The organism is Chryseobacterium salviniae (genome assembly GCF_035819015.1).
In the GTDB taxonomy this organism is placed as follows: Bacteria; Bacteroidota; Bacteroidia; order Flavobacteriales; family Weeksellaceae; genus Chryseobacterium; species Chryseobacterium salviniae.
Genome location: NZ_JAYLAA010000068.1, coordinates 1 through 16,835, shown reverse-complemented (window position 1 = coordinate 16,835; position 16,835 = coordinate 1). Strand labels below are relative to the sequence as shown.

Here is a 16,835-nt window from a genome sequence, read left to right as displayed (position 1 = left end):
TTGGATATAATCACCTGTTAATGAGTAGTAAAGGAGGGTTTGAAACTGTAACTAAAATTATAAGAAATGTTAACAAAAATTATAATTTTTAAATTATCCTAAATTTGTGAAAAAAAATATGAAAATATTTTTTTATTTATAAAATATATTGTACTTTTACATCGCCTTGAATGAGGGAACAAGTCAAGGTAATAAATTTTTTTTCATCATTTGTGTTTTTAGAATCGTATCGCCTGATACGATTCTTTTGTTTTTTACACCTTTTCGTAATTAAGAAGAAGATTGATGAAATAAGAATAAGTGACCGATCCTTCCTGCTGATTGGATTTCAGAAATAAATTATTGGTAAATCCGAAGAATTCATCCAGTAATCCCTGGTGTTTTAAGATGAACATTTTTTCATATGCCCTGTCTCTTTTCATTTCCTGGGAATAATTTTTCACTACAGTCTTTACAAAATCAGGATCTTTATCCAGGATATAATTCAGTAAGCTTTTTAATGTAAAATATTCGGTACTGTAGCGGAGTTCTATATTATTAGAATTAATTCCGATCAGATATCCCACAAAATTAGCCTCCTGTTCTCTTGCAAAACCCAGCTGATGCGAGCTTTCATGCGCCGATGTAAAAGGTATAAATGTATTGGGCAGCTGTGAATTGAATTGTGCTTCAGCTGTAAAAGGATTGTAATATCCTAATATTCCGGTAAAGCTCATGGCATTTTTAAAAATACTTGGCTTAAAAGAGTTGATTTCAGGAGCTGTTTTGCCTGAAATATTTTCAGGAAGCATCGTCTGACGCTTAAGGATTTCTTTTTGAACCGCATTCAGGTCTTTAATGATGAAAATCCCGTTGGCATCTTCATGAGCCAGCTTTCTTGTTGCTTTACATTTCTGAAGGTATTGTAAGGCTAAGATTTTTGCTTTTTCAACTGTTGGCTCTTGCTGTGAAGACAGCTTTTTTAGGATCGGAGTCTGGAAGTACAGCATTCCCCAAAAGACCTGATAAAGAAAATAGAAGATATTAAGGCAGATAAGAATCTGTATCAAAGCATTATTTCTTCTGGTTTTTTTTAAACATCCCACAATTTGGCAAATGAGAAATACGCCCAGTAAAATATAAAGCACATCTCCAAACGAAAAAGGAATCCATGAAAAAAGAAGCTGATGAAATCTTTTCTGAATTTCAAAAAAACATTCAAAGAAAGAAACGATTCCTGAAGATCTTGAGAATAAAAAAAACAAAACAAATTGGGCAAGTAATAAACCTGCCCAAAATCTTTTCTTATATCGTATTTTTAATGTATTAGTGACCACTGCCTTTTGTGATTTTGTCAAGATCAATTCCCTGGGATTTCAGGATTCCGCTTACTCTTATTGCATAGAAAGCAAGATACGCAAAACAGATTACCCCAACAATATAACTGAAATGGATATTGGTAATATCTGCCACATATCCCTGGATAAGGCTTACAATACCACCTCCCATAATCATCATGATCAGAAGCCCGGAACCTTCATTGGTATGTTTTCCAAGACCATTGATTGCCAAAGCAAAAATACAAGGCCAAAGCGTAGAACAGAATAAGCCTACACTTGTGAAAGCATATACGGAAACCATCCCTTTGGTAAACATTCCTATCAATAAGGCTGCAATACCTGCAACGGAGAAAATCAGAAGCATTCTTGCCGGGTTACCTTTACTCATAATGTCACAGATGATCATTGCGATGATAATTAATCCATACACATAGAAATGGGACAGGTCATGCTTTGCAATCGCGTTTACCAATAAGAAAACCCCGAATGCAAGATAAGGTGCTAAAAATCGTAAAATCTTTTTAGCGCCTGCGCTTACGTCAAATGCCTCCACCGCACCGGTCCAACGCCCGATCATCAAAGATGCCCAATATAAAGAAATATAAGGTGCTACATCTTTAGTTTCAAAACCTAAACTTTTTTCCATATAAGCAGGGAGATTACTCGCTGTAGAAACTTCTACCCCAACATATACAAATATGGCAATCATCCCCATGAAAAGCTGCGGATACTGGAAAGCTGACTTTCTGTGCTCTCCGGGAACAACATCATCTGTATCTTCAATTATCGTTGGAGTAATTGCCGGAAGAGAAGAAAATTTAAGCATTATTGCTACCAGTACAAAGGCAGCTCCTAAAATAAGATAAGGAACTTTAACACTTTCAACGCTTATGTCCTGAGTTGCTGCTGCTGCCGAACCAAAAATTGCGAAAGATACAATAAGCGGGCCTATTGTTGTTCCGAGATTATTGATTCCTCCTGCCATCGTAAGCCTTTGCGAACCGGTTTCTGCGGGGCCAACTTCAATAGCTAAAGGGTTTGCCACAATTTGCTGAAGCGAAAAGCCAAGCCCTACAATGAAAAGCCCTGAAATCATCAGTGGGAAAGAATGCAGATTGGCTGCAGGATAAAACAAAAGAGTTCCCGCTGCTGAAATCAGAAGACCTGTTATAAGGCCATTTTTATAACCGATTCTGTTAACCAAATCCTGTTTTATACCTTTGGAAACAGCCATATAAATTAATGAGCCTACGGTGTATGCCACATAGAAGCATATTTGCACCAGCATGCTTTCAGTTTGTGATAATTTGAAAGCTTTTTGGAAAACAGGGATCAAAATGTCATTACTTGCCGCCACAAATCCCCAGAAAAAAAACACAGTAACCAACGGGATAAATTGTCCCCAATTGGTTTGTTTAGAATAATTTGACATATTTGTTGAAAATTTCTGAAAACAAATATATATTATTTCTTTTAATTATAGTGTTTTAGCAATACTTTTTTTATTGTCTCAAAAGAAGACAATTTAAGCTCTTTCGGAGGAGCGGAAGGGTATAAAATTCCGTTGAAATACACCTTTGCTTTACCGGGATAGCCTTTAGCGTTGTCAAACGGAAAAATTTCCTTCAATCCTACAAATGTATAGATGACAATAGGCGAATTATGTTTGGAAGAAAGTGTGAAAGCTCCGTCTTTAAATTCATCTAAAATGATGGTAGTATCATCCGGAACACCACCTTCTGGGAATATCACAATGCTGTTTCCTTCCTCCATCTTTTCGGCACACCTTCTGTACACATCGGCACGGCTTCTTGCGCTTTTTCGGTCTACCATCACACATATTCTTTTATAGATGGTTCCGAAGATTGGGATTTTCACCAGCTCTTTTTTGCCTACAAAGCAGATAGGATGGTCGGGACATAAAATGCACATCAGCATAATGTCCATAATAGAAGTATGGTTGGAGATAAAAACATACTGCTGGTTTTTGTCCAGCGTATCTCCGGAAAGCTTGGTGAGTTCGTAACGCAGTCCCATTCCGTAAAAGATGCAGTAGCTCCAGTATCTTACGAACCGGTATGCAAATTTATAATGCTTTTTGTTGAACGACAGCAAATATACCGGAAGCCCAAAAATTAACGTAAAAACAAACGCCAGTATCAAAAGCCAGACTCTCCAGAGGTAATTTAAAAATTTTCCAGCCATCTTTATCCGTTAAAAATTATTTTTTTCTTAATGGAATAATTCAGCACGGAAACCAGGAGAATTGCAGCAATCTTACTGATAATTTCAGGACTTAAGGAATAAATAATGAGATCAAACGTATCTTTAAAAACAAAGCTGTAAAAAATTTGGAAAAAGCCGAGACTCAGAAAAGTTGAGATGAAAGATACTGCCATAAAATAAGCAAATTCTTTTCTTTTGGAATGTTTTCCCCTTTCAAAAACAAACCAGATGCTCAGGAAATAATTGGTAATGATCCCGCAGCTTGTGGAGAAAATATTGCTCAGAGGATAATGTATCCCATGGAAATCGGCTTCGCTGGGAAAGAAATGAGGTATTGCCGTACTGAAGAGTTTGAAGCTCCCGATTTCAACAACGGCGCTCAGCCCTCCTGCGATTATGAAGAATAAAACCTGTTTCTGCCGTAATAGTAGATCTCTCATCCAGATGATATAATGTGCAAATTTATAACTATATGTTAAACACTGAAAAAAGATGTTAAAAATTTTTTTAGATTCAAAATAATTTCTAATTTTAGTTTCCCGGAACGATATAGGCTTCACCTGATAATAAATTCATTTTCAACTATTTGTGTTGATGGTTTTTTCTATCTTGTAATATGATTCAATCATACTATCAAAACCAATTTTACGATCACTTTAAATAATATTTGTATGAAAAGTCAAAACAAATACAGGAAATTCCAGCTTCAGCAGAAAAATATTGAAGCGCTGGAACGAGAAAACTCACGATTCAAACGGGTATATTCTGAGTATGAGAATATGTCTGAAGAACTCTGGAATCTGGAAAATTCCAACAATGAGCCGGTTCCCGATGATTTTATCAACGCCATGATTCTTCAGACTTCGTATCTCGAAGATGAAATCGAAGACTGGCTGGTTCAGTTTAACGATAAAAAAACGGAAATACATTAACAATGATGCAATACACAAGACTTTGAAGAGAGCTGAACAGAATGGGTTTGGCTCTCTTTATTATTTCACTTCGAGTAATGGCTCCTTAGGTTTTCCAAATAAAGCAGATGTCATGTTCATTATCCGTAATCTTACAAGATAAATTCATAATTTAGCATCCTTAAACTAAAATGGAAAAATATGGTTGCTATTGTTGATAGTGGTTCTACAAAATCAGACTGGATCATTCTGGACGAATTTAAAAACATCTTCCTGAAAGCAGAAACCATTGGCTTCAACCCGAATTTTATCAGCAAAGAACTTATCGTTCCCGAGATTGAAAAAAATACAAGCTTAAATTTCGTTAAAAATTCCATTACCAAAATCTATTTTTACGGTTCAGGATGTGGTGTTCAAAAAAATTGTGATATCATTATCGAAGAAGCAGGCAGGGTTTTTACCAATGCTGAAATCATCGTGAAGGAAGATCTCACGGCAGCCGCCTACGCAGCATACAGAGGAAAACCAGCTATTGTTTGTATTCTTGGTACCGGTTCCAATTCATGTTACTTTGACGGCCAAAATATAAAAATACAGTTGCCTTCGTTAGGATTTCTGGTAGGCGACGAAGGCAGCGGAAGCGCTATCGGGAAACAGCTTGTCAGAAGATTCTTTATGCAGAAGCTTCCTGAAGATCTTTCCCGCGAATTTGAACAAACGTATAAGCTGACAGTAGATGAAGCGCTGAAGAACATGTATCATACCACAAGGCCCAATGCTTACCTCGCCGATTTCAATAAATTTGTGGTAGAAAGAAAAGAACATCCGTACCTGAGACAAATGGTACATGAGGAAATGCTCAATTTCTTCGATTATCAGGTACTTCCCTATAAAGAATCAAAAGATGCAGAGATTAATTTTATAGGTTCTATTGCCTATTACTACGAAGATATTTTGCGGGAAGCTGCCGCAGAACTCAACTTAAATGTAGGCCAGATCGTACAGAAACCCATCGATAGTTTAGTCGATTACCACATTCAATATATATTATAATTAAAAACAAAATTCATCATATGTCAAATAAAACCCACCGCGACGAAAAGAACTTTAATCAGGCCGCGTTAGATTACCATAAAGCCGAACCTAAAGGAAAAATCGAAGTGATTCCTTCAAAACCGCACTCTTCCCAGAGAGATCTCTCATTGGCCTATTCGCCGGGCGTTGCAGTTCCGTGTATGGAAATCCACGATAAGCCGGAAACCGTTTACGACTACACGGGAAAAGGAAACCTCGTAGCCGTTATTTCAAACGGAACAGCTGTTCTGGGATTGGGAGATATCGGAGCCGAAGCTTCTAAGCCGGTAATGGAAGGAAAAGGCCTTTTGTTCAAAATTTTTGCAGATATCAATGTCTTTGATATAGAAATCAACGAAAAAGATCCCGACAAATTTATCGAAATCGTGAAAGGGATTGCACCTACTTTCGGAGGAATCAACCTTGAAGATATTAAAGCTCCGGAAGCATTTTATATCGAACAGCGATTAAAAGAAGAGCTTGATATTCCTTTAATGCATGACGACCAGCACGGTACAGCCATTATCTCTGCTGCCGCTTTAATTAATTCCCTGAAAATAGCCCATAAAAAAATCGAAGACATCAAAATGGTCGTAAACGGAGCCGGAGCAGCTGCGATTGCCTGTACCAACCTCTACCTTTCTTTAGGGTTAAGAAAAGAAAATATACTGATGTGCGACAGCAAAGGAGTAATCAACCATAAAAGAGAAAATCTTACGCCTGAGAAATTAGATTTTGTTGCGCAAACCGATATTGATACGCTGGAAGATGCGGTAAAAGGTTCTGATGTTTTCGTGGGATTATCAAAAGGTAACGTAATGACGCCGGAAATGCTCTTAAGCATGAATGAAAATCCCATTGTTTTTGCTCTTGCCAATCCGGATCCTGAAATTGCCTATGACCTTGCTATTAAAACCCGCAAAGATGTTATCATGGCAACAGGAAGAAGCGATTTTCCTAATCAGGTAAACAATGTTCTCGGTTTCCCGTATATTTTCCGTGGCGCGCTGGACGTTCAGGCTAAAACAATCAATGAAGAAATGAAATTGGCAGCCGTTCATGCCATTGCCGATCTGGCCAAAGAACCGGTTCCTGAAGCGGTAATTCTTGCATACAATTTACAGAATCTTCATTTCGGAAGAGAATATTTTATCCCGAAACCATTTGATAACCGTTTGATTACAAAAGTTTCGAGCGCAGTAGCAAAAGCAGCTGTGGAAAGTGGAGTAGCCCGAAAAACAATTACCGATTTTGATGAGTATGAAAACAGCCTTCTCGACAGAATGGGAAGGGATGAAAAGCTGGTAAGAATGATGCAGAACAGGGCAAAAGCAAACCCTAAGAGAATTACTTTGGGAAATGCCGAAGAGTATAATGTACTGAAAGCTGCACAGATTTTATATGAAGAAGGGATTGCCTATCCTATTCTTTTAGGAAGCAAAAAATACATCAAAGAACAAATGGAACGTTTCGGAATTGACCTTGATGTACCGATTATCGATCCCAGCGACGACGACCAGAAGGAAAACAGGAAAAAATACAGAGAAACACTCTGGAAGCTTCGCCAGAGAAAGGGAATGAATGAATATAAAGCCAAAAGATTCGTTCGCCAAAGAGATTATTTCGGACCTTTGATGCTGAAGCACGGAGATACCGACGGACTGATCGTAGGTTTCTCGAAAAACTATGTTTCAACCCTGAGACCGGTTCTGGAAGTTATTGAAAAAGATAAAGGCGTAGATAAAGTAGCAGCCATGATGATGATCCTGTCCGAGAAAAAACCGATTTTCTTTGCAGATACCTCCATCAACCAGAATCCTACCGCTGAAGATCTTGTAAATATTGCGAAAATGGCAGAATTTACCGTAAAATCTTTTGCGATTGAACCAAGAATCGCCATGCTTGGATTTGAAAACTTCGCTGCGATTTCCGAAACTTCCAAGAAAGTCGCAAAAGCCGTAAGCATTCTTCACGAAAAATATCCGAAGATGATTGTAGATGGAGAAATTCAGCCGGATTTTGCCATGAACTCCGATCATTTAAGTGATTATCCTTTCTCAAAATTAGGAACAACACCCGCCAATACATTCATTTTCCCAAATCTTGAAAGTGCCAATCTTTCGTATAAGATTATCAGGGGAATGAAAGTTGCGCAGGTAATAGGTCCAATTCTGATGGGACTAAAACAGCCGGTGCATGTACTTCAGATGCGCTCCAGTGTAGACGAAATCGTAAATCTTGCCACTATCGCAGTTCTGGATGCGCAGAGAAGGGAGAAGAAAGATAAGAAATAAACAATACATTTTAATAAACTATAAGGCTTCATTTTTTGGAGCCTTTTTTCAATGTCAAAATATTGATGTATATCAACTGTTCAGTATATTCTTTTAATATCTGATCTAAAATAATCTGAATGGTATCCCGATAAATTTAATGCATAGCAGACAAACGATGTTTCTCAAGTCTTTTATATTTGTTGATTTTCTTTAAAATTCAAATTAAAAAATAAGTTAAAAAGCATTCGCCTCTGAAATGAAAACATTAATTAGTTTAATTTGCTATATTTGGGAGTTTTAAAAATTAATAATGATATTTTCACTACAAGGCATGGTTCAGGAACTTACGCCTACCTACACAGTAGTCAACGTCCAGGGTGTTGGTTATTATGTAGGGATAAGTTTAATGACCTCACAAACCCTTACTATACATAAGGAAACCTTTCTTTATATCCAGCAGATTATCCGGGAAGATGCTCATTTGCTGTTCGGTTTCAAAACACGATCGGAAAAAGAGATGTTCAATCTGTTAATAAGCGTTAACGGAGTGGGTGCTGTATCGGCCCTTATTTTACTGTCGACATTAAGCCTTGATGAGATCGCTTCAGCCATCCTTTCAGGGAACAGTGTACTCATTCAGAAAGCAAAAGGAATCGGTGCTAAAACTGCCGAAAGAATTATTGTGGATCTTAAAGATAAAGTACAGAAATTCAGCAATCCGGAAGAAAATATTTCTATCCTCACAAATAATAAAGTGAAGGAAGAATCGTTATCTGCATTAGAAGTTTTGGGCATTCCCAAAAGGATGAGCGAAAAGCTTGCAGACAAAATCATAAAGCAAAATCCGGAGATTTCAATTGAAGAACTGGTAAAACAAATTTTAAAAAACATTTAACATTTGGTGGTAAATAGTAAGTATTTCAATATATTCCTTTTCCTGTCGTTCGTGTGCATGTCAGTAATGACGTTTGCGCAGCAAAGACCGGCAGTCGGGGATACAGCAATCATAAAAAAAGACTATCAGCTTGCAGATCCTACGCAATATGAAGCCTATTACGATATAAAAACCGGCATGTACTACGTATATCCGAAAATCGGGAATACCATTACAGGCCCTCCTACGGCAATGTCTCCTGAAGATTATAAAGAATTTATGATGGCGGAGCAGACAAGGGCTTATTACAAAGAAAAATCAGACCGTTACAGCCTTATGTTCCGAAAGGACAAAAGTGATGCTGCCAGAAAAGGACTTATTCCTTCTTTAACAATCAATAACCGTCTTTTTGAAACCCTTTTTGGAAGCAATAAAATTGAAATTATCCCTTCAGGATATGTTTCTTTCGACTTCGCAGGTCTTTACCAGAAAATTGATAACCCTTTGATCTTGCCTCAGAACAGAACCAGTTTTACCTTCGATATTGACCAGAGAATTCAGCTCGGGTTGTTGGGAAAAGTAGGAGAAAACCTTCAGTTGAAAGCCAATTATGATACACAGAGCGGTTTCGCTTTCGAAAACAGGATGAATCTCGTATGGCAGGCCAAAGGAAGCTGGAAAGACCTTCAGCAGAAAGGACTTAACGATGTTGATAAGCCAAGTGCAGGAGGAGAAGATAAAATCATTAAAAGAGTAGAATTCGGAAACGTAAACATGCCGCTGGCAACCAGTTTGATACGTGGCTCACAATCTTTGTTTGGGGTAAAAACAGAGTTTCAGTTCGGTAAAACATATGGAACCGTAGTGCTTTCCCAACAGCAGGGGGAAGCAAGAAATATTACCGTTCAGGGTGGAGGCGTTATGAATACATTTAAATTCAGCGCCCTTGATTATGAAGACAACCAACACTACTTTATCGGGCATTATTTCCTGGATAATTATGATAATGCGTTATTAAACTATCCTCAGATCAATTCAAAAATAAGCATTACCAGAATGGAAGTCTGGGTGCTGGATCAGGGAAACAGCAACCTGCAGTACCAGAAAAGTATTGTTGGGATCAGGGATCTTGGAGATGCCCCGGGTGTTTTGCCGAATAACGATCAGCCAGGTTTTAACCTTTATTCAACGGTAAATGCATTACCGGGATTAAGGGATGCAAGTACCACCTATAATGCTATTAAGGGAGCTAATCTTCCTGTTGCTACCGGGGGAACAGCGCCGTATCAGGATGGAGAAGAATTTATCTTCAATAGAAAAGCAAGAAGGCTAAATACCAACGAATATATACTGCAGCCGCAATTAGGATATATTTCATTAAACCAGCGATTAAATGACAATCAGCTTTTAGCAGTATCGTTTTCATATACGGTAAACGGAAGCAATCAGGTGTATAAAGTCGGGGAATTCTCCGAAGAAAGTCAGGTATTAATGGCAAAACTTTTGAAGCCGAACAGTACCGTAAAAACATCATCTCCTATGTGGAACCTGATGATGAAAAACATCTATTCTCTGGATGCAGGACAAGTAAACCAAGACGGGTTTATTCTGAACGTTTTATACAGGGATCCGCAATCAGGTGGTAAATTAAATTACCTTCCCATAGCCAATAATCCCCAGGTAAATAATGTTCCTTTAATCAAATTGCTCAACTGGGACAGGCTTAATGCCAACGGTGACCTTCAGATTAACGGAAACACAACCGGTGATGGGATTTTCGATTTTGTCAACGGAATTACCATCAGGCCGGAGACAGGAAGGGTGATCTTTACTAAAGTGCAGCCATTCGGAAGTTACATACAGTCAGTTATCGGAAGTAACGATCCGCAATATGTGTACAGCGACCTTTATACCTTACAAAAAACCGGATCAAACAGTGCCGAGGCAAGTAATTTATCGCAGCGATACACCATTGAAGGACGTTATAAAGGAACACAGGGACAGGGGATTTCACTCGGTGCTGTAAATGTTCCGCAGGGTTCTGTAAAAGTTTCTGCAAACGGTGTTCAGCTTACCGAAGGTATCGACTATACCGTAGATTATTTGCTCGGTACGGTAACTATCATTAACGAACAGGTGAAGCAGTCCGGTCAGGCAATTAATATCTCGTTGGAAAATCAGCTTACTTTTAACACGCAGAGAAAACGTTTTTTAGGACTAAATTTAGAAAGAAGATTCAATGAAAATTTTATCTTGGGAGGAACTGTTGTTAATTATTCCGAATCGCCGCTTACCCAAAAAGTAAATTACGGACAGGAAGCCGTAAACAATACAATGGCGGGAATCAACCTGATGTACAACAGCCAGCTTCCTTTTCTCACCAGATTAACGGATAAAATTCCGCTCGTAAATACAGAAGCTCCTTCTAATCTTAACTTTAAAATGGAGACTGCTTATTTACTTCCGGGTTTAAATAAAGGTATTAATGACCAGTCTTATATTGATGATTTTGAACAGACCACGTCAAAAATTACCTTAAAAGAGCCAACTGCATGGAACCTTGCTTCAAAACCGGAGAAAAACCAGTCTAATCCGCTTTTTACCGGTGCAGGTAAAAATAACGACATTACAGAAGGATATGGAAGAGGATTATTATCATGGTATAACATTGATCCACGATTCTGGGGAGTAGGAGGGAGAGCTCCGAACGGGATTACACCACAGTCGGTTTCCAATCACGCTTCAAGAAGGGTTCAGTTTTCCGAAATTTTCAATAACAGAGATTTTGTTGCCGGGGAACAAACGTATACCAATACGTTCGATATTTCCTATTATCCAACGGAAAAAGGGCCTTACAACTCCAATCCCAATACAGAAAGCACATCGCAACGATGGGCAGGTATCATGAGACCGATCTCAGTTTCAAACTTTGTAAGTTCAAATATTGAATATGTTGAATTCTGGATGATGGATCCGTATGCCGATGGAAATACATTGGGAGCAAATCCAAAACTTTTATTACAGTTAGGTAACGTTTCAGAAGATATCCTGAAAGATGGGCAAATGCAATACGAAAACGGTTTGCCGACTCCTTCAGTTCCATCCACAACAACAAGCTCAAATTGGGGGAACCAACCTAAGCAGCCGCCTATTTTGTATGCATTCTCAAGTGAAGGTGCAGATAGAACAGCTCAGGATTTAGGATACGACGGCTTAAGCTCAGATCAGGAAGCGGCGTTGTTCGGAAATACATTTGTTAATCCCGTTACCAATATATCAGATCCTGCTTTAGACGATTTCGTATTCTATATGTCAAACAGTTTTACAGGAAATCAGGCATCATCTGTGATACAGCGTTATAAATATTTCAGAGGACCGGAAGGGAATTCTCAGAGCAACTCCCTGGAAGTGGCAACGCAGACTCCGGATTCGGAAGACATTAATAAAGATTACAACCTGGATCAAAGTGAGAATTACAACGAATACATCGTTAATCTTGATCAGCCAAGTTTAGGCGTAGGAACAAACAATTATATTGTTGATCAGAAAATTGTTCAGGCAACTTTCCAAAACGGACAGACTGATGATGTGAAATGGTATCTATTCAGGATCCCTGTTTCAGATTTTAATAACTCTACGAGACCGAATCTGGGAGGTGATAAAGATCCTTCCATCCTCAATAATGTAAGATTCGCAAGATTATTATTAACAGGGTTTGATCAGACTTCAACATTAAGGTTCGGAACAATGGATCTTGTAAGATCAGACTGGAGAAAATATCCTAAAAATATTGCCGTTTTCGGAAGTAATACTGTGGCAGATCCCGCTACAAATGAAGGTTCGGCTAATGATATTACTATTGGAAATCTTGAAGTGGGAAGTGTAAATATTGAAGAAAATGCTTTAAATCAGCCTCCTTATGTACTTCCTCCGGGAATCGACAGGCAGATTCTTAGTGGAAATGCCGGGGCGCAGAGACAAAATGAAGCTTCCTTATATTTAAGAGTTAAAGATTTGCCGATTACCGAGGCTAAAGGGGTATTCAAAAATACAAGCCTTGATATGAGAAGATATAAAAAGCTGAAGCTTTTTGTTCATGCGCAGGATCCTACCAACCGTGTTCAGGGATTTGATAAAAATACAAAATTCTTCATCCGTTTTGGAAGTGATGCTACAGACAACTACTATGAGTATGAATCTGCATTAAAATTAACCCCATCTACGGCAACAGCACCAATGGAAATCTGGCCAATGGAAAACGACGTGGATCTCAATATCCAGGATTTTGTAGATGCGAAACTAAGAAGAGATAAAAATAAACCCGGTGATATCAATAAAAGAATTATGGACCCGTCATTTGATGCAGGAGAAACCTATAAGAAATTATATATTAAGGGGCGTCCAAGTTTAGGCAATGTTACGACTATAATGGTGGGTATAAGAAACGGTTATGAAAGGGGAGAATTGGGAGCTGGTTCCTTAGACAGAATTCTTTGGGTTAATGAAATTCGCCTTTCTGAAATCGAAAACGATGGCGGTTATGCCGGAAATGCAAGCCTTAATTTTAATCTGGGTGATTTTGCCACGGTGAATACAAGTGCTTCCTATACATCGGTAGGATTCGGGAATATTGATTCTAAACCTGCTGAAAGAACGCAGTCTACACAATCTGCTTTCAGTGTAAATACGGCTGTGAACGTAGATAAGTTCCTTCCTGAAAAATCGGGAGTTAAAATTCCGGTGAATTATTCTTACTCACAGACTATTGAAGATCCGAAATACAATCCGTTGGATACTGATGTTGAATTTAAAAAGGCGGCCAACCGGGAAGAACTCAAAAAAGTGGCAAGAACATATACCCAGCAAAGAAGCATCGGTGTTGTGAACATGCGTAAAGAAAGAGTGAATCAGAATAGAAAACCGAAATTCTATGATGTGGAAAACCTTTCCGTAACTGCCGTTTATAACGATGATTTTTACAGGGATATTTACACCAAGAGAAATTACAGGCAATATCTGAGAGGATATGTTGATTATAATTACACTTTCAAACCGTGGGTCATCCGTCCGTTCAACAAAATGATCAGCGACACTGCTAAATCTACGAAATACCTGAAATGGGTAAAGGAATTTAATTTCAATCCTGTGCCGACGAGATTTTCATTCAGAACGGAAGTAGACAGAAATTATAACGAACTGGAATTCCGTAATATCGATGCTATTTTAAGCGGAAATTACGGTGACGATTTCGGAGCTATCAAAAACAGGAATTTCTACTTCGGTTGGCAGTACGGCATAGGATTTAATTTTACAAAATCTTTAAAACTTGAAATTAATTCCGCTACAAGAACATTGAATGATAATATTGACGTAAACACAATGGACAATAAATCCATTTTCGGGAATGTATTCAGAGCAGGAAGGCCGGTGTTGTATAACCACAGAGTTCAGCTTACTTATAAGCTTCCATTCCAATACCTTCCATATCTTGATTTTATTGATGCAGAAATGCAATACGGATTTACCTACAACTGGAACGCAAGATCAACTGTTCTACTTTCCAGTCCGGATGGAAGTCTTGGGTCAATCGGCCAGAATACCAATATTATACAGGCTACCGCTTCCGCAGATTTCACGAAGTTCTTCGGGCAGTTTAGCTATTTTAAAAATATTTCTGCAAAACTTCAAAAACGCAAGCAGGAAATTGATTCCTTAAATAATGCTTACACTCAGGCTTGGGAGAAAAACAGATATGCATATAAAAAATATAAGTTTAAAAACAGACTGACTCCTTTCCAGAGTATGGCCTATTTATTAACATCAATCAAACAGCTGGATGTGAACTATTCTGAAAATAATGGCACCGTTTTGCCGGGATTGCTGTCTGCTCCCAACTGGTATGGCTACGGTCAGACTTTAGGAGGGCCGACTGTAGGATTCCTTTTCGGTTCACAGGCAGATATCCGGAGAACCGTTATGGAAAACGGGTGGGTAAGTGATTCTGAATTCATGACAGATCCTTACATCAGGATGTCTACAAGAGAGCTCCGTGCCAATTTGCAGGTAATGCCGATGAATGATCTGAGGATTGATATTAGTGCGTTGCACAATTACAACAGGAACTTTACGCATACCGGATTTAATTACAGAGATCCGAATACGGGAATTGCTAATCCGGATTATACATTTGCCAACGATATGGTGACCTATTCGAATTCTGTAATTTTATTAAAAACAGCTTTCAAAGATGGTACGGCAATTTATCAGGCAATCAGGGAAAATGCAAGAGCCTTGTCACAGCAAATGCCGGGAGCATTAGAACCAAATGGATTCAAAGACGGATATGGAATATCAAATGCTTACATTCTTATTCCTGCATTTAGGGCTGCAGTAGAAGGGAAAAGCCCGAAAATGATGATCAACCCCAAAAAAGCAGGGCTTCCGATTCCGAACTGGAAAATCACCTATTCAGGATTGAGAAATGTCCCGATCATCAACGGACAATTCTCAAAGTTTGATATTCTGCATGCTTATCAGGCAACCTATACAGCAACCGGAGTACAGTCGAGCATAGATTACTTCAATACGCTTAACAATCTTAGTGCTACACAAAGAGATATCAACGATGATTATATTAATCCATTTACATTCGCACAAGTTGGCTACGTAGAAAACTTCTCACCACTGATTGGAGTAGATGTAACGATGAGAAACAATATGCAGTTCGGTATTCAGTACAACAGATTAAGAACGCTATTGTTAGGATTGGTGAATCATACCTTAACCGAAGATTCAAATAGTGAATATGTAGTTAGAGTAGGGTATATCATCAGAAATTTCAGATTGGGAACAGCTAATACTGGTGGTAGAGGGAAAGCTAAGGGAAGCGATTTGAACATTCGTGGAGATTTCTCTCTGAGAGACAGCAGAACCAGTATTACCAATATCCTGTTGGACGACTCCCAGGTTACCGGTGGGCAAAGGCTAATGAATATTAAAGTTTCTGCAGACTACAACGTTTCAGAAAACCTTAATCTTAGAGTATTCTACGAGCAGATGACCTCGAAATACAAAATCTCAACAGCATTCCCGCTGTCTACCATAAGAGCCGGGATTTCTGCAACATTTACCTTCGGAGATTCAGGAGGATTTTAATTAGAAACAGAATAAATTTTAATGTCCTTCAATTTTGAAGGACATTTTTCATATCCGATATTTGAACCTTCTGGAATTTTGAATACATTTGTACAAAATAAAAAATTAAAAATGAACACACCATCAGAATTAAAGTACACTAAAGATCACGAATGGATTAAGATCGAAGGTAACGTGGCTACCATCGGTATTACAGACTTCGCTCAGGGAGAACTTGGCGATATCGTTTATGTAGATGTAGATACGGTAGATGATGATCTTAACGGAGGAGACGTTTTTGGAAGTGTGGAAGCTGTGAAAACAGTTTCAGACTTATTCCTGCCGATTTCAGGAAAAGTAATTGAATTTAATTCAGAACTTGAAGATCAACCGGAACTATTGAACTCAGACCCTTACGGAAACGGATGGATCATCAAATTGGAGGTTGCTGAAGGTGCAGATCATTCAGAATTGCTTTCCGCTGAAGAATATCAGGCGATCATTGGATAAAATTTCAAAAATATTTAGTAAGATACTGCCCATTTATTGGGCATTTCTTACTTATATGCTTCTCAAACCCGGACAGGAAAACCACGAATATTGGTTCATGTTCACAGGTATTGACAAGCTTTTGCATTTCAGTATATTCGCAGCGCTCGGCTTCTTTTTTATGGCCGCATTTCCCAAAATAAGATTTTATTACTTCATTCAGGTTATCCTTATATATGCTTTCCTTACGGAAATTCTTCAGGAAGAAATGGGTTTTGGCAGATCCATGGAAACACTGGATGTAATTGCAGATACGGTCGGCTGTCTCATCGGTTACTATATATATAAGCTTTTTATCAAAAGGTTTTTTTAATCTACTTATAGGATTTAGCTGATCCAAAACAAGTTTGAAATCACTTTTCCGATCTTCGAACTTTTTACTCTCCAGCCCTCCCGCTTTTATTTTATCTGGGGAGCTTCTTCCGGCTCTCGCTACTCGCTTTTTCCGGTATTGGGGTTTCGGGGGGGAAGC

Annotated in this window: 11 protein-coding genes; 7 read left to right on the top strand and 4 right to left on the bottom strand. The window is 38.4% G+C overall.

The genetic code is table 11. The features are described 5' to 3' along the window. Window positions 1–254: 254 nt before the first annotated feature. The 4 genes from SOP96_RS18980 to SOP96_RS18965 are packed head-to-tail and all read right to left on the bottom strand — an operon-like array spanning window position 255 to window position 3,985. A complete protein-coding gene (locus SOP96_RS18980) occupies window positions 255–1,316 on the bottom strand; it encodes a DUF3810 domain-containing protein (RefSeq protein WP_326322446.1) in 1,062 nt (353 codons plus the stop codon). Beyond that, the gene (locus SOP96_RS18975) at window positions 1,306–2,751 is read right to left on the bottom strand and encodes an MFS transporter (protein ID WP_326322445.1); all 1,446 of its coding nucleotides are present in this window, start codon (window positions 2,749–2,751) and stop codon (window positions 1,306–1,308) included. Before SOP96_RS18975 ends, SOP96_RS18980 begins: the two co-directional genes overlap by 11 nt. 41 nt (window positions 2,752–2,792) lie before the next feature. Continuing rightward, window positions 2,793–3,524, bottom strand: a complete 732-nt coding sequence (locus tag SOP96_RS18970; RefSeq protein WP_326322444.1) for a lysophospholipid acyltransferase family protein — start codon at window positions 3,522–3,524, stop codon at window positions 2,793–2,795. 2 nt (window positions 3,525–3,526) lie between these two features. Further along, complete coding sequence (locus tag SOP96_RS18965; protein ID WP_326322443.1) at window positions 3,527–3,985, bottom strand: GtrA family protein; 459 nt, start codon at window positions 3,983–3,985, stop codon at window positions 3,527–3,529. 231 nt (window positions 3,986–4,216) lie between these two features. Here SOP96_RS18965 and SOP96_RS18960 point away from each other — a divergent pair, with 231 nt between their 5' ends. The 7 genes from SOP96_RS18960 (at window position 4,217) to SOP96_RS18930 (ending at window position 16,676) form a co-directional block, all read left to right on the top strand. Continuing rightward, window positions 4,217–4,477 carry a hypothetical protein gene (locus SOP96_RS18960; protein WP_283423849.1) on the top strand — a complete coding sequence of 87 codons (261 nt, stop codon included), beginning with the start codon at window positions 4,217–4,219 and terminating at the stop codon, window positions 4,475–4,477. A gap of 180 nt (window positions 4,478–4,657) precedes the next feature. Continuing rightward, a complete protein-coding gene (locus SOP96_RS18955) occupies window positions 4,658–5,509 on the top strand; it encodes a BadF/BadG/BcrA/BcrD ATPase family protein (protein WP_326322442.1) in 852 nt (283 codons plus the stop codon). 20 nt (window positions 5,510–5,529) lie between these two features. Next, entirely contained in the window at window positions 5,530–7,824 is a 2,295-nt protein-coding gene (locus tag SOP96_RS18950) for an NADP-dependent malic enzyme (RefSeq protein ID WP_326322441.1), read from the top strand. A gap of 292 nt (window positions 7,825–8,116) precedes the next feature. Beyond that, the gene (ruvA, locus tag SOP96_RS18945) at window positions 8,117–8,701 is read left to right on the top strand and encodes a Holliday junction branch migration protein RuvA (protein WP_326322440.1); all 585 of its coding nucleotides are present in this window, start codon (window positions 8,117–8,119) and stop codon (window positions 8,699–8,701) included. A gap of 6 nt (window positions 8,702–8,707) precedes the next feature. Next, window positions 8,708–15,835 (top strand): T9SS outer membrane translocon Sov/SprA, encoded by a 7,128-nt coding sequence (gene sov, locus SOP96_RS18940; RefSeq protein ID WP_459349266.1) that lies wholly within the window; start codon window positions 8,708–8,710, stop codon window positions 15,833–15,835. 111 nt (window positions 15,836–15,946) lie between these two features. Continuing rightward, window positions 15,947–16,324 carry a glycine cleavage system protein GcvH gene (gene gcvH / locus SOP96_RS18935; protein WP_066433736.1) on the top strand — a complete coding sequence of 126 codons (378 nt, stop codon included), beginning with the start codon at window positions 15,947–15,949 and terminating at the stop codon, window positions 16,322–16,324. A gap of 55 nt (window positions 16,325–16,379) precedes the next feature. Next, window positions 16,380–16,676 (top strand): VanZ family protein, encoded by a 297-nt coding sequence (locus SOP96_RS18930; RefSeq protein ID WP_411911996.1) that lies wholly within the window; start codon window positions 16,380–16,382, stop codon window positions 16,674–16,676. Window positions 16,677–16,835 lie beyond the last annotated feature (159 nt).